The sequence below is a fragment of the Burkholderia sp. Bp9140 genome, from assembly GCF_003853425.1.
Lineage (GTDB): Bacteria > Pseudomonadota > Gammaproteobacteria > Burkholderiales > Burkholderiaceae > Burkholderia.
This window is the reverse complement of record NZ_QTPQ01000035.1, coordinates 53,499-78,774: the sequence shown is the minus strand read 5'-3', so window position 1 is coordinate 78,774 and position 25,276 is coordinate 53,499. Positions and strand designations below refer to the sequence as shown.

Sequence of the window (25,276 nt, the reverse complement as noted above, 5' to 3'; positions counted from 1 at the left end):
TCGAGGAGACGCTGTCGATGAACGAGGGAAACAAGCGCCGCGCGGCGCATGCCGCCGCCGCGGTCGCCTGCATGCTGCTGCTCGCGCAGCCGGGCCTGCATGCGCAGGAAACGGCCGATGCCGCGAGCGCGACACCGGAGGCCGCGCTACCGCCGGAACTGGCGAAAGTCACGCGCGAGCCGGTCAGTCAGCAGGCGCGCTGGCTGCGCGCAGCCGCACAGCGCGGCACGCTCGCACAACTTGACGACGCGACGCTCACGGCGCTGTTCAGGGCGCTCGATCCGCTCGCCGTACCGTTCTACATCCGCAATGGTCCCAACGGCTATCCGTCGTACCAGTTCACGATGGTGCGTCAGGAACGCATCAGCGGAAAATGGTCCGACACGCCCGACCGCATGCTCGTGAAGACCACCCGCGAGCCGTTGCGGGTATATGCGAAATGGCTGCCAGGCGGCGCGCACGCGGGGCAGGAGACGATCTACGACACGACCCGGCGCAAGGACGAGATGTACGGCCATCTCGGCGGCCTGCTCGGCAAGATTCCGTTGTGGACGGCACTCGACGGTGCACTCGCACGCGCGCAGTCGAATCACCAGGTGAAGGATCTCGGCACCGAGTTCATCACGAACCTGTACCTGACCGAAGGAAGGAAATACCAGGAAGCCGGCGTGCAGCGGCCGACGCAGGTGGAGGCGAAGACAATCGGCGGCGTGCGCGTCGTCGCGCTCACCTACGAGACGCCGACCGGCCGGCCGCAGTTCTACGCGAAGAAGGAAATCCTCGGGCTCGACCTGCACGCGCCCTACTTCCGGACTGTCGAGTCCTATGACAACGACGGCAGGATCTTCGAGCGGATCATCATCGAGAAAATCGCGCCGGCAACGCTCGACGAATCTGCGTTCGACCCGAAAAACCCGGACTACGCGTTCTGATCGTCACCGGCGCCACGCACGTCGCGCTCAGTCGTCGTCATCGTCGTGATGCTTGCGCCAATGCTTGTAATAGTGCTTGCGCCATTTCCGGTAGCCGTCGTCGTCTTCGTCGCCGTAGTAACCGTATCCGTAACCCGGATAGGCGACCACCGCCGGCTGTGGCGCCACATAGACCGGCGCCGGCGCGACATAGACCGGCGCGACCGGCACGCCTATGCCCACCGACAGGTCGACGTGCCCCGCCATTGCACTGCCGGAAGCAAGCAACGCCACGCTTCCGATCCACACCGCCAAGCTCCTCTTGCTCATGTTCCCTTCCCTGATCCGCCGGCCTGCCCGGCACGCGCGTCGAATGTAATTCCGCCGCGTGCCGCCAGGTGCTACGCCGTTGCGAGAGTCGTAACGCGACGTAACCAAACGGCACTAGCCATTTGACCGAATCGCGAAAACGCATGGGAACGTCTATAGTGGGTTACGGTTCGACACAATCACGACCGCGCGCTGGCGGAACGAACAGGGTAAAATCCCGCCAAACACTTGGTGGGCGAACACGCCACACACACGCACAACATATTCTCTGACGCAGGCTCCTGCCGCACCTCAATGGCCAATCCCGCAGAATCCCATCCGCAAAACGACTTCATCAATTCGGCGCGCAAGGAACGTAAGCGTGTTGAAATCTATCTTGTCAACGGCATTCGTCTGACGGGGTGTATCGAGTCGTTCGACCAGTACCTGGTGATGCTGCGCACCCCCGTGGGTCTGCAAGGCATCTACAAGCGTGCGATTTCCACGATCCAGCTCGACACGGGCGGCTCGCGCCCGGGCGGCGGCGGTCCCCGCGGCCCGCGTACCGGCGGTCGGCCGGGCGGCGGCCGCGAAGGCGGCGGCCACAGCCCGTACGGTTCGCACGGCGGCGCCCGCGAATCGCGCAGCGACGGCGGCTACGGCTCGCGTGAGCCGCGTGAAGGTTACGGTTCGCGCGAGCCGCGCGAAGGCTATGGCTCCCGCGAACCACGCGAGGGTTATGGCGCACCGCGCGAGCCCCGCGAAGGCTACGGCGCACCGCGTGAAAGCTACGGCGCGCCGCGCGATGCCGGCGACGCATCGGGCAGCACGTCGCCGTCCGACGCACGCGGCGGCAACGGGCCGGTGATCGTCACGCGCCGCCGGCGAATCGTGCCGGACGGCCAGTAAAGCAAAAGGGCAAGCCAACCGGCTTGCCCTTTTTCCTGGTGGGCCGGCGCGGCATGTCGCCGCACGGCCGCGCCGTGATCGCTCAGCGTACCGTCGTCGGCAAGCCCGCGTCGGCCTCGCGCTGCAGCGAACGCACCTGCTGCTGCAATGCGCGCAGTTGCGACTGAAGCTCCGCCTGTTGCGCCTGCAACGCCGCCGTTTCATTGCGGACGCTCTTCTGGCGATCCGCGACCGCAGCCTGCTGCTCGCGTGCGATCGAGATGTCGGCCTGCAGACGCCGCGCCCGCTCCTGCGTGACTTCGATCTGCCGGTCCATCTGCGCCTTCTGCGATTCCAGCTTCGCCGCACGCAGTTCGTTGACGGACAGCCGCTCCGCCTGACGCGAGAAATCGCGATAGATCGCTTCCGCCCGCGTTTCGTCGTAAGTCTTGATCACGCGCCAGAACGCCTTCTGCTGGAACAACGCGATGAAATAGGAACCGTCCTTCACGCTGAACAGCAGGCTAGCGCCGTAGCTGCCGTTGTAGCTGGTGCGCATTTCCGTCAGCGAATGCGCCTGGATCTGGCGCTGCAGTTCGGCGACCGTGCTCGGCCCGGTTGTCTCGCCCGCCTGCGGCTGCGCCGACGTCTGAACCTGCTGATCGATCACCGGAATCGCCGCCACCGGTGCCGATGCCTGCTGTACCGCCGGCGATGCATTGCCTGCCAACCCCTGCGCGACCGCGCCCTGCATGCCTCCCATCATGGCGAGCAACACACACGCTCGCCCCAACCCCGTCAAATGGCTCATGAATTTTTATTCCCGCCCGTGTCGTTGTAATTCAGCGCGATTTTATCCCATTAATTACTCGCTTTCGCGGGTCTCAGGCTCTTCGTCAAATATCTGATACTTGCGCATCTTTTCCCACAATACCTTGCGGCTGATGCCGAGCTGCTGCGCCGTGTCCTGGCGCCGCCAACCGTTTGCATCGAGCGCCGCGATCACGCGGCTGCGTTCGTTCATGTCCCATTTGCTGCGGTCGACGAACACTTCCGCCGCGCTCTCCGCCGGCACCGGCTGTGCCGAATTGCGCGCATGCGCGACCAGTCGCTGCAGTCGCGCGGCATCCCACCCGCCCGTTTGCCGCACCGTCACGCCGACGCGCTCCGCAAGGTTGCGCAACTCGCGCACGTTGCCGGGGAAATAGCTGTCCGCGACCGCGTCCGCGAGCCAGTAAGGCAGGTCGGACAGCTGTGCGAGCCGCTCGTCGCCCACCACCTCCGCGACGAACGACTTGAACAGCGCAATCTTGTCGACCGCGCCCCGCTCTTCCAGCGACGGAATGCTCAGCTCGATCACCGCGAGCCGATAGTAGAGATCCGCGCGGAACAGGCCTTCCTTCACGAGCTGCGGCAGCTTCTTGTTGCTGGCCGCGACGAGACGGAAATCGACCTTGATCGGCGCCGTCGCGCCGACGCGCAGCACGGCGCCGTCCTCCAGCACACGCAACAGCTTGACCTGCTGGTACAACGGCAGGTCGCCGACTTCATCGAGGAACAGCGTGCCGCCCGCCGCCTGCTCGAAATAGCCTTTATGCGCAACAACCGCGCCGGTGAACGAGCCCTTCGCATGCCCGAAGAACAGCGATTCGAACAGGCCGTCCGGAATCGCACCGCAGTTGACCGGTACGAATTCGCCGTTCCGGTAGCGCGAATGCTTTTCGTGGAGCAATTGCGCGATGCGTTCCTTGCCGACGCCGGTTTCGCCGTGCAGCAGCACGTTGGTGTCGCAGTCGGCGAACGTGTCGACTTCATGCAGCAGTGCCTGCATCGACTCCGAGTGCGCGACGAGTTCGGACGGCTGCAGTGTTTCGGCTGCGTGCGCGCGCAGCTGCGTGACGAGCTTGCCGACCATCCCGCGCAGTTCGGCACAGGTGAAGTCGAGCGGCAGGATGTGCGAATAGTCGGGCGGATACTGCGACGCGTCGTGGTCGCGCGCCGCGCCGACCCAGACGACCGGCATGCCGATGTTGGCCTGCCAGTCGCGCAGGAACGCCGCGCCGGTTTCGATCATCGTCACGCTGATGATCGCGAGCGACGGCCGCAATGCGGCGCGCTCCGGCGAGATTTCCGCATTGTCGGCGCGGATCACTTCGACGTCGAAGCTCGCCATGCAGCGGGCAACGCGGTCGACAATGTCCGCCTTGCCTTCCCAGACGTACAGGTCGAGTTCTGCGATTGCGGAGGTGGTTCTCATCGGGTGGTCTTGCTTCTCTAATTACTGACAGTTTGCGCAGCGCCGCAGGTCAGCGACATCTGATGCACCGTGGCGGCACCGAGCTGGACGCCAAGCAGATCCAGCAGCGGATCGATGATACCGTCCAGCGCACTCAACAGCGGACTCAAAACACCGGTCAGGACCGCCAGCAGTTTCGGAATGAAATCCGGTGTGATCGTGACGGAAAGCAGTCCGAACAACACACTGACCTTCGGTGTGATCGTGGCCGAGCTCAGGCCCGCCAATGCATTGCTCACGGCCGAACCCAGTGCATTCGTGTTGGTGGTCCAGTAGTAGGACGGATCGCTTCCGCCCCGTCCGTAAAACGTGTTGGTCGCCGTGTTGCCGGCCAGATTCACCGACACGTTGGAGACGGTTGCCGATACCTCGACCGCACCGCCGAGCACCAGCACGTCGAGGACGGTGGCGGGCGTCGAGCAGCTGTAGGTCGCCGGCAGGTTGAGCAGATTGCCGCTGAGTGGCGGCTGGCCGATACAGAGATTCGCGACGCTCGGTTGCGCGCTGATCGTGGCCGAATTCGGCAAGGTCATGCAATTGGTCGACAGCAACGTCGCGCTGCCGGCCCCGAGCTGCACGTAAAGCGGCAGGTACACGTTCGCGGACGCCACGACCGGCAGCGGATTCACGCCGAGGTTGACGAGGAGATAGAGGCCGATCTGCGCATTCGTCGCGACCGTGCGCCACGCGCCGGTCGCATCCTTCCCGCCTTCGCCCACCGCGATGGTCGGCGGGCTGATGACCTGCGCCTGCAACTGTACGATCGAGACGGAACTGCCGTTCGACAGCGTCAGCGGCACGTTGGCGCCGATCACGACGCCCGGCTTGCCGCTCTGCGAGATCTGCGCCATCGCCATCACGAGATCGAGCACGTTCACGCTCGCGTCGGCCGCCGCCTGCGCATTCGCGAGACCGAGCGTGAGCAGCGACGTGGCACCCTGTCCGGTCAGGCTAGCGACCTTGATGCCGGCATTGCTCAGCAGGCTCAGGTTGGCAATGCTGTTCAGCGCACCGGTGGCACTCGACTGCACGGTGGCGCCGAGCGTGGAGGTCTTCCCGACGGCCGCCACCATCGCCTTGAGCAACGTCCCGACCGATGCCTGCGCATTGACCAGCCCGCCCATCGTCCCGTTGCCGACCGACAGCGACTGCAGCGCAACGGCGATATCGCCGAGCTTGACGTTCGCGCACGCGAGCCCCTGGTAAGACGCGAGATTGAGCGTCAGCGGCGTACCGCCCTGGCCTTGCAGCAACGCGCCCAGCAGCGCGTTCACCAGGCCGGGATTGCCGGTCGGCACGCCCGAGCAGCCGACTCCGCCGACGGCAGCCAGCGTCGCGCCGATCGAGAACGTGTCGATGTTGGTCGCCTTCGCGGTCGACGTGGCGGTCACGGTACGCGTCGGTCCAAAGAAGAAATACGGCATCGACTTGGAAATCGTGACCCGGACCGCGTTCAACTGGGTGAGCTGCGGGATCGATGTCTTCGACGCATAAAAACTGCTCGAGGTGCCCGTGGCCGTCGGTGCCCAATAGCCGCAATCGGCCGACAGCGTCGTGGTCCCGCCGACGGAAAAGCCGTTCTTCGACGCATTGTTCGTGGCCACGCTCGTCACGTTCGCACACGTATCGTTCAGCCGCTGGACCGCGGCGAGTGCCGCGAGATCGGCGACGCGCTGCATGTCGCGACGGGCCAGGAACACATTGCCGATGTCGACCGAACCGAGAATCACCATCGCCAGCAGTATCCACACGGACGCCATGACGACAACCGCGCCGCGCTGGCGCCGCGGCGTGGCGTGGCCCCGTCCGGTCACGCGATTTGATGAATGGCGAGCCGCGCTCATTGCCGCCTCTCTCAATACGACTGCATCGGATGCTGTCCGCCAGACCCGCCATTGCCGTTCTCGTTGACCGGCGACCCCATCGACTCCGGAATCTTGTGCTTGAACGAATCGAGATAGCGCTGGTAGCTGAGCGACGCGGTATCGCCGAGCATCGGCAACGCCGGTCCGGCCGTACGGTTGTCCCGCTGCAGTGCGAGCAGCGCATCGGTCGCATGACCGATTTCCGACGCAGGTGGCATCGATTGCTCGCAATGTGCTGCCGTCGCGCCCCCCATCAGCGCAACCAGCGCGATACCGCGGTGCAGCCATCCAGCGCGGCAATTGAAACGTTTGTCGTCCGTCATGTCACTTCCCCCGAATGCTTTGTCATTGTGCGAACCGCTGCAGCAGCGGCGCGGTGGGATCGAATCCCTGAATGTTTGCGACCGGCGACGGCCGCCGCGCGACATCGGCGCCCGACACATTGACCACGCTGCCCGAGCCCACCGGCGTCGCCGCCGCGACCGGGCCCGATGGCGGTGCCGCGCGCCGCCACGCACGCGCTGCCGCCGTGATTTTCATTGCGTCGCCGCGGATGTCGTTGCGAACGTCTGCCGACAGCTTCTGTTGCGCCATGAGCCGCTGTGCGTCGTGCGTACGACCGGACGCGAGCAGGTACAGCACCAGGTTGCTGATGATTTTCGGATTGTTCTGGTCGAGTTCGGCGGCTTTCATCAGCGGGATGCGCGCTCCATCGATATCGCCGCTACGCAGTTTTGCGTAGGCGAGATCCGACAGCGTCGAGGCATCGGTCGGCGCAAGCACCGTCGCCTGCGACAATGCCTGAGCGGCGCGCGGGAAATCGCCCGCCGCACCGGCGATCAGCCCCAGCCCGCGATAGCCGCGCGCGGCCAGCGGTGTGTTGAGCAGTTGCGTATAGACGGCCGTGCTCGCGGCCGGCTGGTCGGTCATGCGCAACGCATCGGCGCGCAGCAGGATGGTCTGTGGCGACGTACCGTACTGCTTCTCATAAGCGTCGATATGCGCGAGCGACGCGTAATACAGTCCTTGCGACTGCATCCGCTCGATCAGGCCGAGATACATGCCGGGCGTATCGGGTGCCGCCTGCTTCTGTGCCGCGGCGTCCATCAATGCCGCACGCTCGGCCTGCGGACCGACGCCGTACCCGCTTTCCTTGAACGCCGAACACGCGCAGAGCAGGCCCGCCATCGCCACCATGCCGGCCAATTTCGCGACTTCATCGATGCGTTTCATCTTCCGTCCTTTCCCTTCCCCGCGTCAGTGCTGCGCCTGGCTCAGCGCACGCAACACCGAGATCATCCCCGGACCGGCCGTCACGATCAGCAGCGCGGGCAAAAGCGTCACGATCATCACGCCCGTCATCTTCACAGTCAGCCGGCCGATTCGCTCGCGCAGCATTGCACGACGTGCCTCGCGCAGGCGTTCGCCGAACTGCTTGAGCGGCTCCTGGACCGCGCCGCCGTGCTTGTCGACCTGGATCAGCAATCGCACGATGGCACGCAGATCCTCGTTTTCAAAGCCAGACGACAGGCGCTGCAGCGACTGCTCGCGCGTTCGCCCCGCCGCGAACTGCCGTTGGGCGATCTCCATTTCCGACGACAGCACGGGCATCATTCCCTTGAAGTCGTTGGTGACGACCTGGATACTCTGATCGAGCGACAGGCCGACTCCTTGAAGCAAACGCAGCATGTCGACCAGCAACGGCAGTTCGTCGGTGACGGATTGCCGGCGCTTCGCGGCACGGCGCCGCAGGTACAGCTTCGGCACCATGAAGCCGACGATGAACGAAATGCCCACGCCGAGCCACCACTGCGTGCCGCTCGCATGCGGCCCGACCAAGCCGATGTAGGCCAGCGGAATGACGATCGAGCAAGCGATTCGCGCACTCAGGAACAAGCCGCGCGTGCGCGTATCGACGAAACCGCATTGCTCGAGCAGCAATCTGTCTTCTTCGGCGACGATATGCCGGCCGATACCGGTATCGAGCCAGCGCATCCCGAGCGCCGACAAACGCGCCTGCAATTGCGCGAAACGCGACGGTTGACCGGTTGCCTGCCGCGCGTCCGGATCTTTCCGCAACGGCTCGTCCGCATCCTGTGCTGCCCGCCCGCTCGCGGCCGCCAGCGTCGCGAGCCGCCGCTCGAGCGCGTTGGTCAGCGTCCGGCCGCTGCGCGATTGCGCATTCGCACTGCGAATCGCGAGCAGCGCCAGCAACAGGATGCCCAGCGCGCCAAGCACCAGTGCGAGCGAACCAAGTTGATTGGCTGTCATGCCGTCACCTGAGTTTGGCCATGTGGTAAAGCCAGATCCCGCCCGCGACCTGCAGCATGAAGGCAAGGACCAGCAACTGACGGCCGGTATAGTCGTTCCACATCGACTGGAGATAGAGCGGATTGGTCGCAATGACGAAGCTGCCGATCGCGATCGGCAGCATGACGAGCACCCACGCAGACAATCGCGTCTCCGACGACATCGCTTCCAGTTCGCGCTCCGCCTGTTCGAGGTCGCGCATGAACGTCGACATCCGGTCGAGCATGACGTCCGCGCGACCGCCATACCGTACCGACAGCCGCAGCACCGACCCGACCAGCTCGAACTCCCTCGTGTGGTACACGCTCGCGATATGCATCATCGCGCGATCGATCTCGACACCCGAACGCAGCATCCTCGACACGTGATCCAGGCATCCGCGCAGTGGCGCCTCGGTCGTCTGCAGCGCGGCCTGGAACGCGGCCGGCACGCTATTGCCCAGCGTCACCAGCCGCACGATCCCGTCCAGAAACGACGGCAGCTGACGAACGATCATCAGGCGCCGCCGATGAATCCGCGAGACCAGCCAGAACACGAGCAGCGCGGCTCCGCAGACGAGTGCCGCCACCGCGCCCAGCCAGCCGCCCCGGTCGCCTGCAGCGAGCGCGGCACCGGCCAGCGCCACCAGTGCAAACAGCGCCTTGCCGCGCGCGTCCTCGATTCCCGCGCGGCTCGCCACGTTTGCCAGATATTCGGCCGCGATGGCACGCCAGCGTCCCCATTGCGAAGCCGGTATGCCGGGCGCCACGCGCGCCGCGACGGGTGCGGCCGCAGCGGCAGGCACCGGCCCGGCTTCCCGCGGTGGCACACGGCCCGCTCGCGCACCGGGTTCGATCCGGCTGTCGATGAAGCGCTGCACGTCGGCGCGATCGCGCTTCATCTCGCCGTGCCGCCACAGCATCAGCGCGGCGGCCACGAGCAGAAGCGCCATTGCCAGCACGCTATACATTGAAACCCCCGCGCCCTCGGCCGAAACCGCCGCCGAAACCGTCACCGCCTCCGAAGCCACCGCCGCCGCTGCCTCCGAAGCCACCGCCGCCGCTGCCACCGAAACCGCCCTGCAGCGCCTGACGGAATCGGGCGAGCTTCGGCGAGTGTGGATGAATGCCGAGCGATTCCCAGTTGTCGACTTCTTCGCCCTCCGGCGTCACGCGCGCGTCGTAGCGATACAGTTCCTGCGTCGCGATGATGTTGTCCGACAGCCCGGTTACCTCGGTAATCGAGAGGATCCGGCGCCGCCCGTTCGACAGGCGGCCGATCTGCACGATGAAATCGATCGCGTTCGCGATCTGCCGACGCAGGCTCGATTCCGTTCCCTGGAACCCGGCGAAGCCGGCCAGCATCTCGAGACGATAGAGACACTCGCGCGGCGAACTCGCATGCACGGTCCCCATCGAGCCGTCGTGCCCTGTGTTCATCGCCTGCAGCATCTCGAGCACCTCGCCGCCGCGCACTTCGCCGACGATGATCCGGTCCGGGCGCATCCGCAACGTATTGCGCAGCAAATCGCGAATCGACACGACACCGGTCCCGTCGAAGCCGCCGGGCCGGCTTTCGAGCCGCACGACATGCGGGTGATTCAGAGACAGCTCGGCCGTATCCTCGATCGTCACGACGCGCTCCGGCTCCGGTATGTGGAACGCGAGCGCATTGAGCAGCGAAGTCTTGCCGGAGCTTGTGCCGCCCGACACGAGGATGTTGCAGCGAGCCTCGACCGCCGCCTCGAGCAGCGCGCCGATCTCTGCATTGAACGTGCCGTTGCCGAGCAGATCGGCCGGCTTCAGCGGGTCCTTGCGGAATTTCCGGATCGACACGACCGGCCCGTCGATCGACAGCGGCTCGATCACCACGTTGACGCGCCCGCCGTCCGGCAGCCGCGCATCGACCATCGGATTCGATTCGTCGAGGCGGCGGCCGATCGGCGCAAGGATGCGTCGCACGATACGCAGCAGGTGCGCGTTATCGGTAAAGCGAATCGGCAGTTTGGCCAGAATCCCGTGGCGCGACACGTAGATATCCTTGTAGCCGTTGATCAGGATGTCCTCGACATGTGGATCGGCGAGCAGATCCTCGATCGGCCCGAACCCGGCAAGCTCCTTGGTCAACGCCTCGGCAATCGTCCTGACCTCGTTCTCGTTGAGCGGAATGCGCCGCAAACGCACGAAGCTGTCGATTTCCAGATCGACGAACTGGTTGATCGCCTGGCGCGACCAACGACCGAATTCGGCCCCCAGTTCCTCGATGCGCGTCAGCAAGTGTTCGTGCGCGGCATTCTTGATGTCATGGAACTGCTGCGACTGGGAGAACGGCGCGGCGCCGTCGGCAAATTGAATGTCGTGTGCCATCGCTTACGAACGCTTGGACAAAGGTTGAATGAAACGCTTGAGCACGGACAGGCCCGAAGCGGCGCCCTTTCCGGCCGTCACCGTGCCTGTCAGCCGCTCCGCGAGCGGCTCGAGCGCACGCACATACGGATCGCGCTCGGCCATGTCGACGATGAGTCGCCCCTGGTTCGCCGCCTGCCCGATCGACACGCGCCGAGCAGGCAACGTCGTCAGCAGCGCGATGCCGAGCCGGTCCGCGATCTGGGCCGGCGTCAGACTCAGCGCCGTGTCGTACTGGTTGACGACGAGACGCATCTTGCCGAGGTTGATTCCCGCGTCGCGCAATCCTTCGAGCAGCTCGACTGCGGAGACGATCGACGCGACGCCTTGGTCGCAGACGAGCCACGCCTCGTCGGCAACCGCCGTGATCTGCGCGACGAACTCCAGGTTCGTAAAACCACCCAGATCGACGATTTGCTGATCGAAGAATGCGCGCAACCGGTTCAGCAGGCCAACGCATGCCGCATACGACACATCGCGCAAATCGGCGAGGTTCGGCGGCAGCGTCGTCAACGCGACGCCGCTCGCGTGCCGCGCGAGGGCCGTGTTGACGAACGTTCGGTCGATGCGGCGCAGGTTGCGGACGGCCTCGACAAAGTGGAATTCGCAGCGTGTGTTGAGAAACAGCGCGCTATCGCCCGCCGGCAGGCCGAGGTCGACGAGCGCCGTTTGCCGGGCTTGCGGCGTGGCAACACCGAACGCGGGCGCGTCGCCTGCGACGCTGGCGGCCGCCCCGCGCTTGTGCAGCCATACGGACAGGTTCGATGCGAGCGTACTCACGCCCATCCCGGCGCGCGCGCCGAGCAGCGCGACGAGCTTGCCGTGGCGATTGGCCGGTTCCGCGCCGGCGTGCTCGAGCAGCCCGCGCGTGATACGCAATGCGTCTTCCGCACTGCCTGAAACATCGATGAAATCGCGCACGCCGGCCCGCAGCGCAGCGAGTGCGCTTTCCGGCTCCGCCAGCGTACCGAGTGCGACGACCGGCAGGCTCGGGTGCGCGAGACGCACCGCTGCTGCGGCAGCACTCGCTTCGGCCTGCGCTCGGGAAAAATCGATGAAGACGATCGCAGGATTGAGCCCCATGATGCGCTGGGCCAGCGCGCCAGGCTCCAGCGCCACCGCCTCCACCGTACCGGCCGGGACGAGCGTGTCTCCCAGCCAGCGGAGATGCTCGTCCTGGCGCGAGGCGCACACAAAGTAGTCGGTCACGGCGGGCTCAGCCAATGAAAGGGTTCTCGCGTTCATGTTGAATACCCCTGAATCCATATCGCGCGACGCCGCGCCGTGCGGTCATTTCGAAAATCCCGGCGCGGCATCGGGCGACGCGATACCACCAAGATACGAGCGCCATACGGGCCCGTCGCGCTGCTCGGACAACTCGCCCGGCGTCGCCGGCAGCGGCGCGCCCTTCGCGATCGGCGCAACCAGATGTGGCGTCACGATGATCACCAGTTCCTTGTCGTTCTGCTGGTAATTCAACGACTTGAAGAACGCACCGATGATCGGCAGATCGCCCAGGACCGGCACCTTGTTGATGTTCGACATCGTTTCGCGGTCGATCAGGCCGCCGATCACGAAGCTCTCGCCGTCGCCCAGCTCGACCGTCGTATCCGCGCGCCGCGTCGTGATGGCGGGCACCGACACGCTGTTGATCGTCACGCCATGCTGAAAGTCGAGCTGGCTCGATTCGGGCGCGACCTTCAGCGCAATCCGGCGCTGGCTCAGCACGGTCGGCGTCAGCGTCAGACCGACGCCGTACTGCTTCCAGTCGATCGCTGTCGAACCCAGTGCCTGCGGCACCGGTACCGGGATTTCACCGCCGGCGAGAAAACTCGCGCTCTGCCCCGACAGCGCGACCAGCGTCGGCTGCGCAAGCACACGGGCCAGATTGTTCGCTTCGAGGATCGAAATATTGCCGAAGATGCCGCGGCCGGCGGAATTCACGACGAGGTTGAACGCCGACGCGATCGGAATGCCGCCCGTCGCCAGGAAGCCCGCCGTCGCCCCGCCCGTCACGGACTGAAGGCCACCCGGCGAAAATGCGCCGAACGCGAACCCGTTGCTCTGCTTGAAGAAGTTCAGCCCCGCTTCCTTCAGCACCGAGCGGCTGAACTCGACGACGCGCACGTCGACCTGCACGACGCTCCGGTTACCGACCGTCGATGCATCTATCACTGCGCCGTCCTTGCCGCCCATCCGCTTGCCGACCGCCACGGCGCGTTCATGCGCATCGAGCGACGCCGCGGAACCCGACAGGACCGCGGCTCCGCCGTATGCCTTCACCTTCGGCCCCGAACCATCCAGTACCGCTTGAGCGGCCGCATCGACGACATTGACGCTCCATACCGTCGGCTCGTCGCGGCCGCGTTCCCACAACAACACGTTTGTCGAACCCGGTGCCTTCGCAACCAGCAGCACCGACCCGGCACGGCTCCCCTTCATGACCAGGACGTCGACGACGGCGGGATCGCCGACCGCAATCCGTTGCAGCGTGCGGCCTGCAGCGATCTGTCGTTGCGAGCCGACCGCAAGGTCGATCGACGCGTTTGTACCGGCCGCCTCCGTCAGGACGGCAAAGGTCATGGCCCAAATGGCAATCGCGTATGCAATCAATTTGTTTGTCATTGTGTCGGAGGCCGTCGCGCGGCCTTCTCTCTTAGCTGCTGTCGATGATCGTATGTTGATGTCAATAGGCGACCGTTTCGGCACGCCCGCCACGAATGACTTCGATGCTGCTGCCGCTCCCCCTGGCCATGACAGGTGCGCGCGGCGCAACCGGTGCGCGAGGCGTACCGCGCACACGAGCGCCCGACAGATCGTCGAGCCATACGCCGCTCGCGGCCAGCGCCGACGGCGTCGTATTCCCGACCGTCGTACGAACCGCGACCGTCTGTGCAGCGATTTCGGTGTCGCGCGGATTGCGCAGCGCGAGCGTCAGACGGCCGCTTGCTTCGGCAAGCGTGAGCGCATCGACCTGCGCAGTCGGCACCGCGAGCACCGCGGTCCGTACCGCGCCGCTCGGTCCGCCACCGCCGTCCCGATCGGACGTCGCGTCGCCAAACGACAGCACACGGACCTTCGACAACAGCAGGCGCGCCTGCGTACCGGGAATCTCCGAGTTCGCCTGCGCGCCGCCGGAGTTGTCGCGCCGCAGATTCAGGAACACATCGACGAAGTTGCCGGGCCGCAACCGGTTGCCGACCGCGTTGGTTTCGTCGACCTTGACGGCCACGGCGCGCTCGCCGAGCGTCACCTGGTCGGCCAGCCCGGAAGTCAATCCGCCTTCGAGCACCGGTGCTGCGGCAACAATGTCGTTCGCCGGCACGCGGCCGACGAGCGCCTTCGGATCGCTAAAGCCGCCCGCCGGCAGCATGGGAACCTGCGCGAGCTTCAATGCATCGGCGGGGATCGGCTGGCCGGCCGGCAGCAGGCGCGCCGCCACGACGATCGGCACCGACTGTGTCGCTGCAGTCGGCGTTGCCACGACCGGCGGACGGGCCGGCGCGCGACCGAGCGTCCACGCGTAGATCCCGAGCAGAACTGCGATTGCGATCAGCAGCCCGGCGATGATCTTCGTCAAGTTGTTGGCCATGGTGAATGTCGGTGCCGTAGATTGATGTAGTTATGTTCGAGCATGGGCACCGCTGCATGCGTGTGCCCCGCGGGGCGTGCTGTCCGGCTCATAGAATGGTTGCCGGATTGATCTGGACGGTGGCCGTGCCGGTCAGCTGCGTCGGCGTAACGAGACCCAGCAACGGCAAAGATGGAACCAGCGGATGCGCCTGGTACGGATAGGTCACCGTGACCGTCACGCAATACATCGTCGCGTCGTAGCTGCATGTTCCGGATACCGGTGTCGGGATCTGGACATTGGTCAGCCATGAAGTGAGGCCGGCAGCCGTCGCTTTTGCCGCACTCGCCCGGTCTGCCAGCGCCTGCGTACCCGAACCGTTGGCCTCGTACACATAGTTCAGCGCAGAACGCGCCCCCTCGGTCGCAGCGAGCGTCAGGCCCTGCTGAACCGCGAAGATCAGTCCGAACGTGATGATCGCGTAAAGGATCAGGAAAAACAGCGGGAATACCAGCGCGAACTCGACGGCAGTCGCTCCTCGCTCACGCAAACGCGCGCCCGGTCGATACTGCCGTTTCATCGCCCGCTCCAGGTAACGACCAGATAGGCCAGCCAAATTGCCGCAGGAATGACGAGACATGCCGCGTACGGTGTCGAGCGCCGCCCGCCGAGTGCCATTGCGGGCGCCCCGCGCACCCACAACGCACTGAGCGGCGTATGAGTGAGCAACATCAGCCCAAGTACGTGTAATCCGGCGGCAAGGCTGGCAATCACCCACAGCCAGAGCAATATCGGTAAGCCGCACCACGCGCCGAGAACCGCGAATACCTTGACGTCGGCCGCGCCCATGACGCGCATCGCAAAAAGCGGAAAGAAAACGACCAAGCCGGTCAGCATGCCGATCAATGCCTGCCCGGTTGAAATGCCAAACGGATTTGCGTTTATCAGTGAACTGACGAGTGCAGCAGCGCCTCCGCAGATGACAAGCGAGTTCCGAACAAGCCGAAATCGAATATCACCGGCAGCAACGAGCGCGGCCCAGGCAAAAAAAATGCTGGTGCTGATGAGATGTGCCATATCGCGATCGACTGCGCATGCCCACGTAACGGCGAGCGAGCCGCAACCGCGGCTCGCTCACCCCCCAACGAACTGCAAGGGTCAGGGCAGCGAACTGGCAATCGTGGCGAACAAAGCCGAGATCTTCGTGCCGATGGTCGTCACGCTGGTAATGATCAAGGCAGCAATCAGACCCGCAATCAACCCATACTCGATCGCGGTAACCCCGTCTTCTTCCTTGAGGAAGCGCTTGATAAGTGCTTTCATTTTTTAATTCCTCGTGCCTGTATGTACGTTTTTGGCCTTTTATACGTTGTACATCCCCGCATATATGGCCCTTGCCCCGTGTCGTTCGTTACACCTGTTAACGACAACCGGATGCGCTTTCTTTATATGTCACCCCGAGGGGCATGTGTCACGATTTGATGCAAGTTAACATTCGCGATAGTGCCCCTCCTCGAACGTCGTGTACCGAACTGTACATTTCCTTACACCTGCCCCGGATTCTATATCCGATCCCATTTAACTTCCAACCTCTTTCAAGACCGGATCGAAAAAACTTTCCGGAAGCACAGCGTATTTGTACGGGGTTTCGGTACGACTTACACATAGGACTAACGATAGGTTAGATGTGCACACCTAATCCACCAGTAAAACAATCAGACCGCCTGCAGGGGCCTGCCTCGCCCCCACGTTACGCCACGCGCGTAACGCCAATGATGAGACGTTACGTTACGAAACGGCCGAAACCGTTCTCATTCGACCGTTTTTAAACAATTTCAACAATCTTTCAATTACCACAAACTCCTTTTCCGACAAGGAATTGTCTCGTTTAAAACCAATCGTCGAGCCGTCGGCCATCGAAATGGCACGACAGTTGCAGAGTAATCCCCGCATCACTCAACACAACATCAGTTTCAATGCGAGGACGAAATGGACATTCAGGTTATCCCTCATGGCACGCTCCGGACGACTATGATCGCGGCCACCGTGGCAGCCATGCTTTCCCTCTCCGCGTGCGGCGGCTCCGGTTCCATCAGCAAGGGGCTCAGCGGCGGCTCCGGCTCCGGTGGCAGCGACTCGATCTCCACGTCGGGCGGCGGCACCTCGGGCGGCACGTCCGGCTCGACGAGCGGCAGCACGTCGGGTAGCACCAGCGGCTCGACCAGCGGCAGCACGAGCGGTTCGACGAGCGGCAGCACCAGCGGAACGAGCAGCGGCACGAGCGGCACCTCCGGTGTGTCGTCGAACGCGGTGGGAACTGTCCTCGCAAGCAGCAGCAATCTCATCAATGATGTCGGCGGCACGGTGTCGGGTCTCGGCTCCATGATCGCCGGCCAGTCGCTGCCCGGCGTCAACCCGGCTACGACGCAAGCGGCAGGCGGCATCGTGCAGAACGTCGGCGGCGCAGTCACGGCGCTCGGCAATGGCCTCGGCAACGGCCTCGGCCAGCTCGGTGCGACGACAGATCCGGTCGGCGTCACGGTCGCCAGCACGGGCGGCGTCGTGAACCAGCTCGGCGGCGCAGTCACGCAAACCGGTAACCTCGTCACGAGCCTCGGCAGCGGTCCGCTGTCGCCGCTCGCCCCCGTCACCGGCGCCGTCGGCGGCCTCGTCACGCAGGTCGGCAACGCAGTAGCGAACGGCGGCACCACGCTGTCCAACGTGCTGTCGACCGGCCCGATCCAGCAGGTCACGCAGACGGTCAGCTCGGCGATCACGCCGATCACGACGATGGTCGGTCAGACGACGCAGACGATCGGGACGGCCACCGGCCTCGGCGCCCCGGTTAACACGCTGCTCGGCACGATCGGCAACGGCCTGAACCAGGGCGGCGCGCTGATCGCATCGACGGGCGGCAACCCCGTCACGACCGGCCTCGGCAACACCGTCTCGTCGACCGGCAATACCGTGAAGGCTGTCGGCGGCCTGCTTACCGGCAGCACCGGCGGCGTGACCAATCCGCTCGCGCCGCTCACGGGCCTCCTCACAACCGTTGGCGGCCTGGGCGGCGCAACCGGCGGCACCAGCGGCGGCCCGCTCGCCCCGGTCACGGGCCTCGTTTCCACGGTCACCGGCGCGCTCGGCGGCGCTGCAGGCGGCACGAGCGGCGGCCCACTGGCTCCGGTCACCGGCCTCGTCTCGACCGTCACCGGCGCACTCGGTGGCGCAACGGGCGGCACGAGCGGCAGTCCGCTCGCCCCCGTCACCAGCCTGGTCTCCACCGTGACCGGCGCACTCGGCGGCGCTGCAGGCGGCAGCGGCGGCCCGCTCGCCCCGGTCACGGGCCTCGTCTCCGCGGTCACCGGCGCACTCGGCAGCGCAACGAGCGGTAGCAACCCCATTGCCGCTCCGGTCCCCGCAGTCACCAGCACGGCAGGCGCACCGACACTGAGCGGCGGCACGGGTGCCGTCACGGGCTCCGGCTCGGGCACGAACCTGCTCGCGCCTGTCACGTCGCTGCTCGGCGGCCTGCTCGGCGGCACGCACAAGTAACCCGACATCCATTCATCGACAAGACAGCGAGGAGTCCATCATGTCCCAGCGTTCCATCACGACGATCGCCCTGCGCCAATGGCGAGTGCCCCTTACCGTTTTCGCGACGGCCTGCCTGCTCGCCGCGTGCGGCGGCAACAGCGTCAGCACGCCGCCCACCAGCAGCAACAACGGCAGCTCCAGCGGTACGAGCGGCAGCAGCGGCACGAGCGGCACCAGTGGCACGACGACCGGCACCAAGGGCGCCGTCAGCACGCTCGGCCAGACCGCGACCGACCTCGGCGGCACGATCGGCAACGTCACCGTGCCGGGTCTCGGCGACGGCGTGACGAAGGGTGTCGGCAGCACCGTCTCGAGCACCGGCACGATCATCGACGCAGCCGCCGATGCCGTGAGCAACGGCCTGGGACAGATCGGCACAACGAAGGATCCGGTCGGCACGACGGTCGCCGGGCTCGGGAATGTCGTCGGTGCGACGAGCAACACCGTGTCCGGACTGAGCTCGACGGTCAAGGCGCTCGGCACGGGTCCGCTCGCGCCGCTCGCCCCTGTCACGACACCGGTCGGCACCGTGCTCGACACCGTCGCCAACGGCCTGACGGCCGCCGGCACGACGATCGGCTCGACGCTGTCGTCGGGTGCCGTGCAGCAAGTGACGCAACCGCTCAGCTCGGCCATCACGCCGCTGGTGATCACCGCGGGCCAGGTCACGCAACAGGTCGGCACGACCACGGGCCTCGGACAACCGGTGTCGGGTCTGCTCGGCCAGATCGGCGGTGCAATCAGCTCGGCGGGCAAGCAGGTCGCCGGCACGTCGAACCAGCCGCTCGTCGGCGATGTCGGTCAGCTCGTCACCTCGGTCGGCAACACCGTGACCAACGCGGGCGGCCTCGTGAACCCGAACGGCCCGAACGGCGCAGCACCGATCCCCGGCCTGCTCACGAGCCTCGTCGGCGGCTCGTCGACTACCGTCCAGAACGGCGCGTCGTCGGGGTCCAGCTCGACGAACCCGCTCGGCGGCCTGCTGTCCGGCCTCGGCTCGACGCCGCTCGGTTCGCTCACGGGCGCGGTCGGCGGCGCAACGGGCAGCTCGGGCAGCAATCCGCTCGCGCCGGTCACGGGCCTCGTGTCGACGGTGACGGGCACGCTCGGCGGTGCAACGGGCGGCGCAGGCGGTGCAAACGCTCTCGCGCCTGTCACCGGTTTGCTGAATACTGTCACCGGAGCAGTTGGCGGTGCAGCGGGATCCGGGGCTTCGTCGAATCCGCTCGCGCCGGTCACGTCGCTCGTCGGCGGCGTGACGGGTTCGGCATCGTCGGGCAGTTCGACGGGCCTCCTGGCGCCGGTCACGGGGTTGCTCGGCACGCTGGGTAGCGTCGGCAAGTAAGGAGGACAGTCGCGCCTTTGCAGCCGGAGCAGGAGGCGCGGCCATACAAACACAATCGGCAATGCGGCACGCGGCGCGCGACACCCTGGTGTCGCGCGCCCGCATTAGAAAGAAGACAAAAAGCAAGGCCTACGAGGAAGAACAATGAAATCCAGACTCGACAGATGGATGATGCTGCTCGCCATCGCGGCAGCAGGCACGGCACATGCACAGACGCGCGCGGCAGGTAACCCGCTCGACTCCCTCCCCCAGATCAACGCGCCGAAGAAAGGTCCGAGCGTCACCGTGCAGGTTGCGCCGCAGGCACCGCAACTGCAGGAGCTGCTGTCGCGGCACCTGACGCCGACGACGTTCCAGGTCGAAGGCGTGAAGTCGGTGCCGTTCGACGAAATCTCGCGGCGCTTCACGCCCCTCGTCGGCAAGGACATCACGATCGGCGAACTGATCGAAACCGCCAACGGCGTGACCAAGCTGTACCAGGATCGCGGCTATGCGCTGTCGTTCGCGTTCATTCCCGCGCAGACGTTCGAGAACGGCGTCGTGCGCGTCACGGTCGTCGAAGGCTACGTGTCGGACGTCAAGGTCACGGGCAAGCCCGGCGCGATGGAATCGAAGATTCGCGCGATCGCCGCGCACATTACGGCCGATCGCCCGCTGCGCCGCGCGACGTTCGAACGCTACGTGAACACCTTCGGCCTCCTGCCCGGCCTCACGGTCAAGGCCAACGTGCCGCCGCCTCAGACGACCGATGGAGCGACAACGCTCGAACTGGCCGTCGACCGCAAGGCATTCAACGTCAGCACCGGCATCGATTTCAATCACCCGGGCGTCCAGGGGCTCATCACCGCAACGGAGAACGGCCTCACGTCGTTCGGCGAGCAATTGAGCATTTCCGCGTTGGTGCCGCCCGGACGCGACAAGCAGACCTACGTCGCGTTCAGCGGCGCAGTGCCGGTCGGCAGCAGCGGCCTGGTCACGCGCCTCGATGCCAGCACGTACCGCGGCAAGCCGACCGACAACCCGGGCCTGCCGTCGACCGTCGAGCGTACGGTCAAGAACGAGAAACTCGGTCTTTCGGCGTCCTATCCGTTGCTGCTGAACAACCAGCGCAGCCTGCTCGGTACCGTGTCGGGCTATGCGTCGCACAACGAAGACCGCTACCAGAACAAGATCACCGGCAACAGCATCGACACGCGCTCGCAGGTCCGCGTGCTGCAAATGCAGCTTGACTACACGAGCGTATCGGCCAAGCAGGTACAGAAACTCAGCGTCAACGTCGCGAGGGGCTTCAACATTCTCGGCGCGTCGAAGTCGCAGGACATCACGATCGGCTCGAACACGACGTCGGTGGACAGCCCGATTTCACTGACGTTCGTGCGCACCGGCGCGACCTTCACGCAGACCAACGAATGGCCGTTCAAGATTGGCACGTCGGTCTCGCTGACCGGCCAGTACAGCCCCGATTCACTGCCGACGTCGGAACAGATCTCGTTCGGTTCGACGCGCTATGCGCTCGGCTACCAGCCCGGCGAAACGTCGGGCGACTCGGGCTGGGGGATGTCGCTGGAGGTCAACCGCGGCTTCACGCCGGGCTGGAGGTACATGAAGTCGGTCACGCCGTACATCGCGTACGACATGGCGCGCGTATACCTGCACACGGGCACGCCATCGCCGAGCCGCCTGTCGTCGGTCGGTATCGGCGTGCGGTTGACGGACAGCCGCTACTACAGTCTCGACCTGAATATCGCGAAGCCGGTCGGCGATGCACCGGTTGAAAGCGCATCGCGCAGCCCGCGCGTGAATGCCGCGTTCTCGTATCAGATCAACTGATCGGTCACCACAGCCCGCGTCTCGCGGGCTGTTTCGATTAGAGTCCCCTCTATCAAACGCAGCGCGCGGTTTCACGTATTCTGGCAAAGCTCGCAACATGCCACCGCCCCATGCAGACGGTCGTGCGGGCAAATCGAATACGACACGAAACAAGGAGGAAGACAATGATTCAACTGACCCGCCCGTTGCGCGCACTGGCCATCGCAAGTGCACTGCTCGCTTGCGCCGCCCCCACCTTTGCCCAGGCCGACAACCCCGTCGGCATGTGGCAGACGATCGACGACAACACTCATGCACCGAAGGCACTCGTGCAGATCGCCGACGACGGTGAGGGTTCGCTGTCGGGCAAGGTCGTCAAGGGACTCGGCGCCAACGACACGCCCGATCGTCGCTGCACCGCGTGCACGGACGAGCGCAAGGATCAGCTCATCAAAGGCATGACGATCATCAAGGCGATGAAGAAGGACGGCGACCACTGGGACGGCGGCAACATTCTCGACCCGGAAAACGGCAAGGTCTACAAGTGCAAGATGTCGCTGGAAGACGGCGGCCAGAAGCTCGTCGTGCGCGGCTACATCGGCGTGTCGCTGCTCGGCCGATCGCAGACCTGGGTTCGCGCACAGTAACGCGACGCGCGACGCAATGAAAAATCGGCCTGCGACGACGTCGTCAGGCCGATTTTGTTTGGGTGTGGGCGTGAATGAAATCGAACGACATCACGCTGCGTGCTTCAGCGTATTCGACGCATAGCTGCCCGGTGCACGGTACACCGGCGCTGCCGCACTCCGCACCTCCGCCGCCTTCGACTGCGCGTGCTTGCGCATCCGCGAGGACAGTTCGTTGCACAGATTCACGCCTGCGTCGCCATACAGTTCGCGCATCACCTGCATCAATGTGCCGGTCTCGTGCCAGACCTTGAAGCGGCGATGGCATGTCTGGTACGAAGGGTAACGACGCGGCATCGCGGACCAGGTCGCGCCGCTATAGATGACCCAGAGTACGCCGTTCAGGACGGCGCGCGTGTTGGCCAACGGTCGGCCGCGCAACTCGGTGCGCGGCTGCATTTCGGGCAGCAGCGGCACGACGCAGTGCCACTCGTGGTCGGTCAGATCGCGATACGGTGTCATGGACATCTCCAGCCTTAGGAACCATGACACAACGATATCGGCTGGCCTCAACGATGAATATAAGACAAGTCCGAAAATACCCGAAGATCGCGAGAATTTGACTGGATTTGACGTTTGAAGCCAGTCACTTGTCGCAAGCCTCGATCAGGTTAGCGAAGTATCGACGATGCGGCGCGGTGTTTCGAGGTACTCCTTCGACTGCATCTCGACGATCCGCGAAACCGTGCGCGCGAACTCGTTCGCCATCGGCCCTTCGACGTACAGTTGCTCCGCAGGCACCGCCGCGGACATCAGCAGCTTGACCTTGTGGTCGTACAGCACGTCGATGAGCCAGGTGAAGCGCCGCGCCTCGGACGCCATGCGCGGCGACATCTGCGGCACTTCCGACAGCACGATCGCGTGGAAACGGCTGGCCAGCTCGAGATAGTCGTTCTGCGAGCGCGGGCCGCCGCACAGCGTCGCGAAATCGAACCAGACAACCCCGTCGGCCTTGCGCAGCGCCTTCAGCTCGCGCTTCTCGATATGCAGGATCGGGCTTTCGTCCGGCACCGCAGCGAGCTTCGCGAACGCATGACGCAGTTCGCGATCCGCGTCCGCGCCGAGCGGCGTGTGATACATCTGCACCTGCGCGAGCGTGCGCTGGCGATAGTCAACGCCGGCGTCGACGTTCAGCACGTCGAGCTTCTGCTTGATCAGCGCGATCGCCGGCAGCATGCGGTCGCGATGCAGGCCATCGGGATACAGATCGTCGGGATCGTAGTTGGACGTCATCACGAACTGCACGCCGTTGTTGAACAGGCGATCGAGCAGCCGGTACAGGATCATCGCGTCCGCGATGTCCGACACGTGGAATTCGTCGAAGCAGATCAGCCGGTAGCGCTTCGCGATGCGTCGAGCGAGCTCGTCGAGCGGATCGGCCTGCCCTTTCAATTCCTCGAGTTCGCGGTGCACTTCACGCATGAATTCGTGGAAGTGCAGGCGCGTCTTGCGCTGCACGGGCACCACCGCGTAGAAGCTGTCCATCAGGAAGCTCTTGCCGCGGCCGACGCCACCCCACATGTAGACGCCGCGCGGCAGGTCCGGATGATTGATGAGCTTCTTGAACGCGTTCGAGCGGCGCGCCTTGTAGTCGACCCATTCGTCGAAGCAGTGCTGCAGGCGATCGACGGCCGCGCGCTGGGCGGGATCGGACTGATAGCCGCGCGTGGTCAATTCGCGCGTGTAGTATTCGGTGACGTTCATCAGGCAAACCGGAAAAAACGAAGGCGAGCGGGAAACCCCGCCCGCCTTCGTCATGAGACGGCTGCGCCGGCCGACGGCCGGCCGACGCTATACCGCGCTCAGCTGTTCAGCGAGCGCTTGTCGACGGCGAGCGCCGCTTCGCGCATCACTTCCGACATCGACGGGTGCGGATGGCAGATGCGGGCGATGTCTTCCGACGCCGCCTTGAACTCCATCGCCACCACGGCTTCCGCGATCAGGTCCGACGCGTTCGCGGCAATCACGTGCACGCCGAGCAGCTCGTCGGTCTTCGCGTCCGCGATCATCTTCACGAAGCCATCCGGCGCGTTCATGCCGAGCGCACGGCCGTTGATCGAGAACGGGAACTTGCCCGACTTGATCTCGCGGCCTTCCGCTTTCAGCTGCTGCTCCGTCTTGCCGACCCATGCGATTTCCGGGTACGTGTAGATCACCCACGGAACGCAGTTGTAGTCGATGTGCGGCTTCTGGCCGTCGATCACTTCCGCGACCAGCACGCCTTCGTCTTCCGCCTTGTGCGCGAGCATCGGGCCGCGCACCACGTCGCCGATCGCGTAGACGTTCGGCACGGCCGTGCGGCAGTGGTCGTCGACGTCGATGAAGCCGCGCTCGTTCGCCTTCAGGCCGATTGCCTCGAGGCCGAGGTTGTCGGTGTTCGGCACGCGGCCGACCGACACGATCAGGCGGTCGGCGTCGAGCGTCTGCGCGTTGCCGTCCTTGTCCGTGTAAGCGATCGACACGCCATTCGCGGTCGTCTTCACGTCGCCGATCTTCACGCCGAGATGGATGTCGAGGCCCTGCTTCTTGAACAGCTTGGCCGCTTCCTTCGCGAGCGCTTCGTCGGCTGCGCCGAGGAACGCCGGCAGCGCTTCGAGCACCGTCACTTCGGCACCCAGGCGACGCCACACCGAGCCGAGCTCGAGGCCGATCACGCCTGCGCCGATCACGGCGAGCTTCTTCGGCACCGAGTCGAACGTCAGCGCACCTTCGTTGTCCGACACGATCTTGTTGTCGACCGGGACGTTCGGCAGGTGACGCGCCTTCGAGCCCGTCGCGATGATCACGTTCTTCGCGGTGACGACTTCGGTGTCACCCTCGCCGCTCACTTCGATCTGCACGCCGGCGTCGGTCTTGCCGGCGAACTTGCCATGGCCCTTCAGCCAGGTGATCTTGTTCTTCTTGAACAGGAACTCGATCCCGCTCGTCATCTTCTCGACGATCGCATCCTTGCGGCCGAGCATCTTCGCGACGTCGATCTTCACGCCGTCGACCGTGATGCCGTGGTCGGCCAGGTGATGCGACGTGTTCTCGAACTCTTCCGACGAGGCGAGCAGCGCCTTCGACGGAATGCAACCGACGTTCAGGCAGGTGCCGCCGAGCTTCAGCGCGCCGGCCGGGTTCTTCCACTTCTCGATACAGGCAACGGTCTTGCCGAGCTGCGCGGCGCGAATCGCGGCGATGTAGCCACCGGGGCCGGCGCCGATCACGACGACGTCAAATTCCTTGGACATGACAATCCTTTCTACTTGTACGCCCGCACGCCCGCGCGCGTGCGCGAGCGTGCGGGGCGGGTCAATGCAGTGAGA

General features: G+C 65.0%; 24 protein-coding genes. 6 read left to right on the top strand and 18 right to left on the bottom strand.

All coding sequences use genetic code 11. The features are described from left to right. Positions 1 to 17: 17 nt before the first annotated feature. Entirely contained in the window at positions 18 to 932 is a 915-nt protein-coding gene (locus tag DIE21_RS26780; RefSeq protein ID WP_124500509.1) for a DUF1571 domain-containing protein, read from the top strand. 27 nt (positions 933 to 959) lie between these two features. Here DIE21_RS26780 and DIE21_RS26775 read toward each other — a convergent pair whose 3' ends face one another. Beyond that, positions 960 to 1,241, bottom strand: coding sequence for a PXPV repeat protein (locus tag DIE21_RS26775; protein ID WP_124500508.1), 282 nt, complete (start codon positions 1,239 to 1,241; stop codon positions 960 to 962). A gap of 294 nt (positions 1,242 to 1,535) precedes the next feature. Between DIE21_RS26775 and hfq the strand changes: the two genes are divergently transcribed. Next, a complete protein-coding gene (gene hfq / locus DIE21_RS26770; RefSeq protein ID WP_124500524.1) occupies positions 1,536 to 2,129 on the top strand; it encodes an RNA chaperone Hfq in 594 nt (197 codons plus the stop codon). 82 nt (positions 2,130 to 2,211) lie between these two features. On the opposite strand, the gene DIE21_RS26765 is transcribed toward hfq, so the two are convergent. The 14 genes from DIE21_RS26765 to DIE21_RS26700 all read right to left on the bottom strand — a co-directional run bounded on the left by DIE21_RS26765 (position 2,212) and on the right by DIE21_RS26700 (position 15,857). Beyond that, entirely contained in the window at positions 2,212 to 2,919 is a 708-nt protein-coding gene (locus tag DIE21_RS26765; RefSeq protein WP_124500507.1) for a DUF2968 domain-containing protein, read from the bottom strand. Between the two features lie 54 nt (positions 2,920 to 2,973). Then, complete coding sequence (locus tag DIE21_RS26760; RefSeq protein WP_124500506.1) at positions 2,974 to 4,365, bottom strand: sigma 54-interacting transcriptional regulator; 1,392 nt, start codon at positions 4,363 to 4,365, stop codon at positions 2,974 to 2,976. 17 nt (positions 4,366 to 4,382) lie between these two features. After that, on the bottom strand, positions 4,383 to 6,248 hold the full coding sequence (locus DIE21_RS26755; protein ID WP_124500505.1) for a TadG family pilus assembly protein: 1,866 nt from the start codon (positions 6,246 to 6,248) through the stop codon (positions 4,383 to 4,385). An 11-nt stretch (positions 6,249 to 6,259) separates the two neighbouring features. Next, on the bottom strand, positions 6,260 to 6,592 hold the full coding sequence (locus DIE21_RS26750; protein WP_124500504.1) for a DUF3613 domain-containing protein: 333 nt from the start codon (positions 6,590 to 6,592) through the stop codon (positions 6,260 to 6,262). Between the two features lie 22 nt (positions 6,593 to 6,614). Beyond that, positions 6,615 to 7,502 carry a pilus assembly protein gene (locus tag DIE21_RS26745; RefSeq protein WP_124500503.1) on the bottom strand — a complete coding sequence of 296 codons (888 nt, stop codon included), beginning with the start codon at positions 7,500 to 7,502 and terminating at the stop codon, positions 6,615 to 6,617. A 24-nt stretch (positions 7,503 to 7,526) separates the two neighbouring features. Continuing rightward, on the bottom strand, positions 7,527 to 8,540 hold the full coding sequence (locus tag DIE21_RS26740; RefSeq protein ID WP_124500502.1) for a type II secretion system F family protein: 1,014 nt from the start codon (positions 8,538 to 8,540) through the stop codon (positions 7,527 to 7,529). 4 nt (positions 8,541 to 8,544) lie between these two features. Then, positions 8,545 to 9,528: a type II secretion system F family protein gene (locus tag DIE21_RS26735; protein ID WP_124500523.1), complete on the bottom strand. Its 984-nt coding sequence runs from the start codon at positions 9,526 to 9,528 to the stop codon at positions 8,545 to 8,547. Continuing rightward, complete coding sequence (locus DIE21_RS26730) at positions 9,521 to 10,924, bottom strand: CpaF family protein (RefSeq protein WP_124500501.1); 1,404 nt, start codon at positions 10,922 to 10,924, stop codon at positions 9,521 to 9,523. Before DIE21_RS26730 ends, DIE21_RS26735 begins: the two co-directional genes overlap by 8 nt. 3 nt (positions 10,925 to 10,927) lie before the next feature. Further along, a complete protein-coding gene (locus DIE21_RS26725) occupies positions 10,928 to 12,208 on the bottom strand; it encodes a fimbrial protein (RefSeq protein WP_124500500.1) in 1,281 nt (426 codons plus the stop codon). 45 nt (positions 12,209 to 12,253) lie between these two features. Further along, entirely contained in the window at positions 12,254 to 13,588 is a 1,335-nt protein-coding gene (locus DIE21_RS26720; RefSeq protein ID WP_124500499.1) for a type II and III secretion system protein family protein, read from the bottom strand. Positions 13,589 to 13,649: 61 nt separating this feature from the next. After that, positions 13,650 to 14,555 carry a Flp pilus assembly protein CpaB gene (cpaB, locus tag DIE21_RS26715; RefSeq protein WP_124500498.1) on the bottom strand — a complete coding sequence of 302 codons (906 nt, stop codon included), beginning with the start codon at positions 14,553 to 14,555 and terminating at the stop codon, positions 13,650 to 13,652. Between the two features lie 88 nt (positions 14,556 to 14,643). Next, positions 14,644 to 15,114 (bottom strand): TadE/TadG family type IV pilus assembly protein, encoded by a 471-nt coding sequence (locus DIE21_RS26710; RefSeq protein ID WP_124500497.1) that lies wholly within the window; start codon positions 15,112 to 15,114, stop codon positions 14,644 to 14,646. Then, entirely contained in the window at positions 15,111 to 15,611 is a 501-nt protein-coding gene (locus tag DIE21_RS26705) for a prepilin peptidase (protein WP_124500496.1), read from the bottom strand. The genes DIE21_RS26710 and DIE21_RS26705 overlap by 4 nt, the downstream gene beginning before the upstream one ends. A gap of 81 nt (positions 15,612 to 15,692) precedes the next feature. Further along, a complete protein-coding gene (locus tag DIE21_RS26700) occupies positions 15,693 to 15,857 on the bottom strand; it encodes a Flp family type IVb pilin (protein WP_124500495.1) in 165 nt (54 codons plus the stop codon). A gap of 666 nt (positions 15,858 to 16,523) precedes the next feature. Here DIE21_RS26700 and DIE21_RS26690 point away from each other — a divergent pair. The 4 genes from DIE21_RS26690 to DIE21_RS26675 all read left to right on the top strand — a co-directional run bounded on the left by DIE21_RS26690 (position 16,524) and on the right by DIE21_RS26675 (position 21,929). Beyond that, positions 16,524 to 18,086 (top strand): collagen-like triple helix repeat-containing protein, encoded by a 1,563-nt coding sequence (locus DIE21_RS26690; RefSeq protein WP_124500494.1) that lies wholly within the window; start codon positions 16,524 to 16,526, stop codon positions 18,084 to 18,086. Positions 18,087 to 18,123: 37 nt separating this feature from the next. After that, entirely contained in the window at positions 18,124 to 19,473 is a 1,350-nt protein-coding gene (locus DIE21_RS26685; RefSeq protein WP_124500522.1) for a collagen-like triple helix repeat-containing protein, read from the top strand. Between the two features lie 144 nt (positions 19,474 to 19,617). Continuing rightward, positions 19,618 to 21,303 carry a ShlB/FhaC/HecB family hemolysin secretion/activation protein gene (locus DIE21_RS26680; RefSeq protein ID WP_124500493.1) on the top strand — a complete coding sequence of 562 codons (1,686 nt, stop codon included), beginning with the start codon at positions 19,618 to 19,620 and terminating at the stop codon, positions 21,301 to 21,303. A 164-nt stretch (positions 21,304 to 21,467) separates the two neighbouring features. Then, complete coding sequence (locus DIE21_RS26675; RefSeq protein WP_124500492.1) at positions 21,468 to 21,929, top strand: DUF2147 domain-containing protein; 462 nt, start codon at positions 21,468 to 21,470, stop codon at positions 21,927 to 21,929. Positions 21,930 to 22,019: 90 nt separating this feature from the next. On the opposite strand, the gene DIE21_RS26670 is transcribed toward DIE21_RS26675, so the two are convergent. The 3 genes from DIE21_RS26670 to lpdA form a co-directional block, all read right to left on the bottom strand. Further along, positions 22,020 to 22,430 carry a transposase gene (locus tag DIE21_RS26670; protein ID WP_185642843.1) on the bottom strand — a complete coding sequence of 137 codons (411 nt, stop codon included), beginning with the start codon at positions 22,428 to 22,430 and terminating at the stop codon, positions 22,020 to 22,022. A 144-nt stretch (positions 22,431 to 22,574) separates the two neighbouring features. After that, on the bottom strand, positions 22,575 to 23,672 hold the full coding sequence (gene zapE, locus DIE21_RS26665; protein ID WP_124500490.1) for a cell division protein ZapE: 1,098 nt from the start codon (positions 23,670 to 23,672) through the stop codon (positions 22,575 to 22,577). 98 nt (positions 23,673 to 23,770) lie between these two features. Continuing rightward, positions 23,771 to 25,201, bottom strand: coding sequence for a dihydrolipoyl dehydrogenase (lpdA, locus tag DIE21_RS26660; RefSeq protein ID WP_124500489.1), 1,431 nt, complete (start codon positions 25,199 to 25,201; stop codon positions 23,771 to 23,773). Between the last annotated feature and the right edge of the window lie 75 nt (positions 25,202 to 25,276).

What these genes read in the sequence shown, in the direction of transcription:
- DIE21_RS26780 (WP_124500509.1), top strand. Translation starts at nt 18, where the DNA reads ATGAACGAGGGAAACAAGCGCCGCGCGGCGCATGCCGCCGCCGCGGTC.
- DIE21_RS26775 (WP_124500508.1), bottom strand. Translation starts at nt 1,241, where the DNA reads ATGAGCAAGAGGAGCTTGGCGGTGTGGATCGGAAGCGTGGCGTTGCTT.
- hfq (WP_124500524.1), top strand. Translation starts at nt 1,536, where the DNA reads ATGGCCAATCCCGCAGAATCCCATCCGCAAAACGACTTCATCAATTCG.
- DIE21_RS26765 (WP_124500507.1), bottom strand. Translation starts at nt 2,919, where the DNA reads ATGAGCCATTTGACGGGGTTGGGGCGAGCGTGTGTGTTGCTCGCCATG.
- DIE21_RS26760 (WP_124500506.1), bottom strand. Translation starts at nt 4,365, where the DNA reads ATGAGAACCACCTCCGCAATCGCAGAACTCGACCTGTACGTCTGGGAA.
- DIE21_RS26755 (WP_124500505.1), bottom strand. Translation starts at nt 6,248, where the DNA reads ATGAGCGCGGCTCGCCATTCATCAAATCGCGTGACCGGACGGGGCCAC.
- DIE21_RS26750 (WP_124500504.1), bottom strand. Translation starts at nt 6,592, where the DNA reads ATGACGGACGACAAACGTTTCAATTGCCGCGCTGGATGGCTGCACCGC.
- DIE21_RS26745 (WP_124500503.1), bottom strand. Translation starts at nt 7,502, where the DNA reads ATGAAACGCATCGATGAAGTCGCGAAATTGGCCGGCATGGTGGCGATG.
- DIE21_RS26740 (WP_124500502.1), bottom strand. Translation starts at nt 8,540, where the DNA reads ATGACAGCCAATCAACTTGGTTCGCTCGCACTGGTGCTTGGCGCGCTG.
- DIE21_RS26735 (WP_124500523.1), bottom strand. Translation starts at nt 9,528, where the DNA reads ATGTATAGCGTGCTGGCAATGGCGCTTCTGCTCGTGGCCGCCGCGCTG.
- DIE21_RS26730 (WP_124500501.1), bottom strand. Translation starts at nt 10,924, where the DNA reads ATGGCACACGACATTCAATTTGCCGACGGCGCCGCGCCGTTCTCCCAG.
- DIE21_RS26725 (WP_124500500.1), bottom strand. Translation starts at nt 12,208, where the DNA reads ATGAACGCGAGAACCCTTTCATTGGCTGAGCCCGCCGTGACCGACTAC.
- DIE21_RS26720 (WP_124500499.1), bottom strand. Translation starts at nt 13,588, where the DNA reads ATGACAAACAAATTGATTGCATACGCGATTGCCATTTGGGCCATGACC.
- cpaB (WP_124500498.1), bottom strand. Translation starts at nt 14,555, where the DNA reads ATGGCCAACAACTTGACGAAGATCATCGCCGGGCTGCTGATCGCAATC.
- DIE21_RS26710 (WP_124500497.1), bottom strand. Translation starts at nt 15,114, where the DNA reads ATGAAACGGCAGTATCGACCGGGCGCGCGTTTGCGTGAGCGAGGAGCG.
- DIE21_RS26705 (WP_124500496.1), bottom strand. Translation starts at nt 15,611, where the DNA reads ATGGCACATCTCATCAGCACCAGCATTTTTTTTGCCTGGGCCGCGCTC.
- DIE21_RS26700 (WP_124500495.1), bottom strand. Translation starts at nt 15,857, where the DNA reads ATGAAAGCACTTATCAAGCGCTTCCTCAAGGAAGAAGACGGGGTTACC.
- DIE21_RS26690 (WP_124500494.1), top strand. Translation starts at nt 16,524, where the DNA reads ATGGACATTCAGGTTATCCCTCATGGCACGCTCCGGACGACTATGATC.
- DIE21_RS26680 (WP_124500493.1), top strand. Translation starts at nt 19,618, where the DNA reads ATGAAATCCAGACTCGACAGATGGATGATGCTGCTCGCCATCGCGGCA.
- DIE21_RS26675 (WP_124500492.1), top strand. Translation starts at nt 21,468, where the DNA reads ATGATTCAACTGACCCGCCCGTTGCGCGCACTGGCCATCGCAAGTGCA.
- DIE21_RS26670 (WP_185642843.1), bottom strand. Translation starts at nt 22,430, where the DNA reads ATGACACCGTATCGCGATCTGACCGACCACGAGTGGCACTGCGTCGTG.
- zapE (WP_124500490.1), bottom strand. Translation starts at nt 23,672, where the DNA reads ATGAACGTCACCGAATACTACACGCGCGAATTGACCACGCGCGGCTAT.
- lpdA (WP_124500489.1), bottom strand. Translation starts at nt 25,201, where the DNA reads ATGTCCAAGGAATTTGACGTCGTCGTGATCGGCGCCGGCCCCGGTGGC.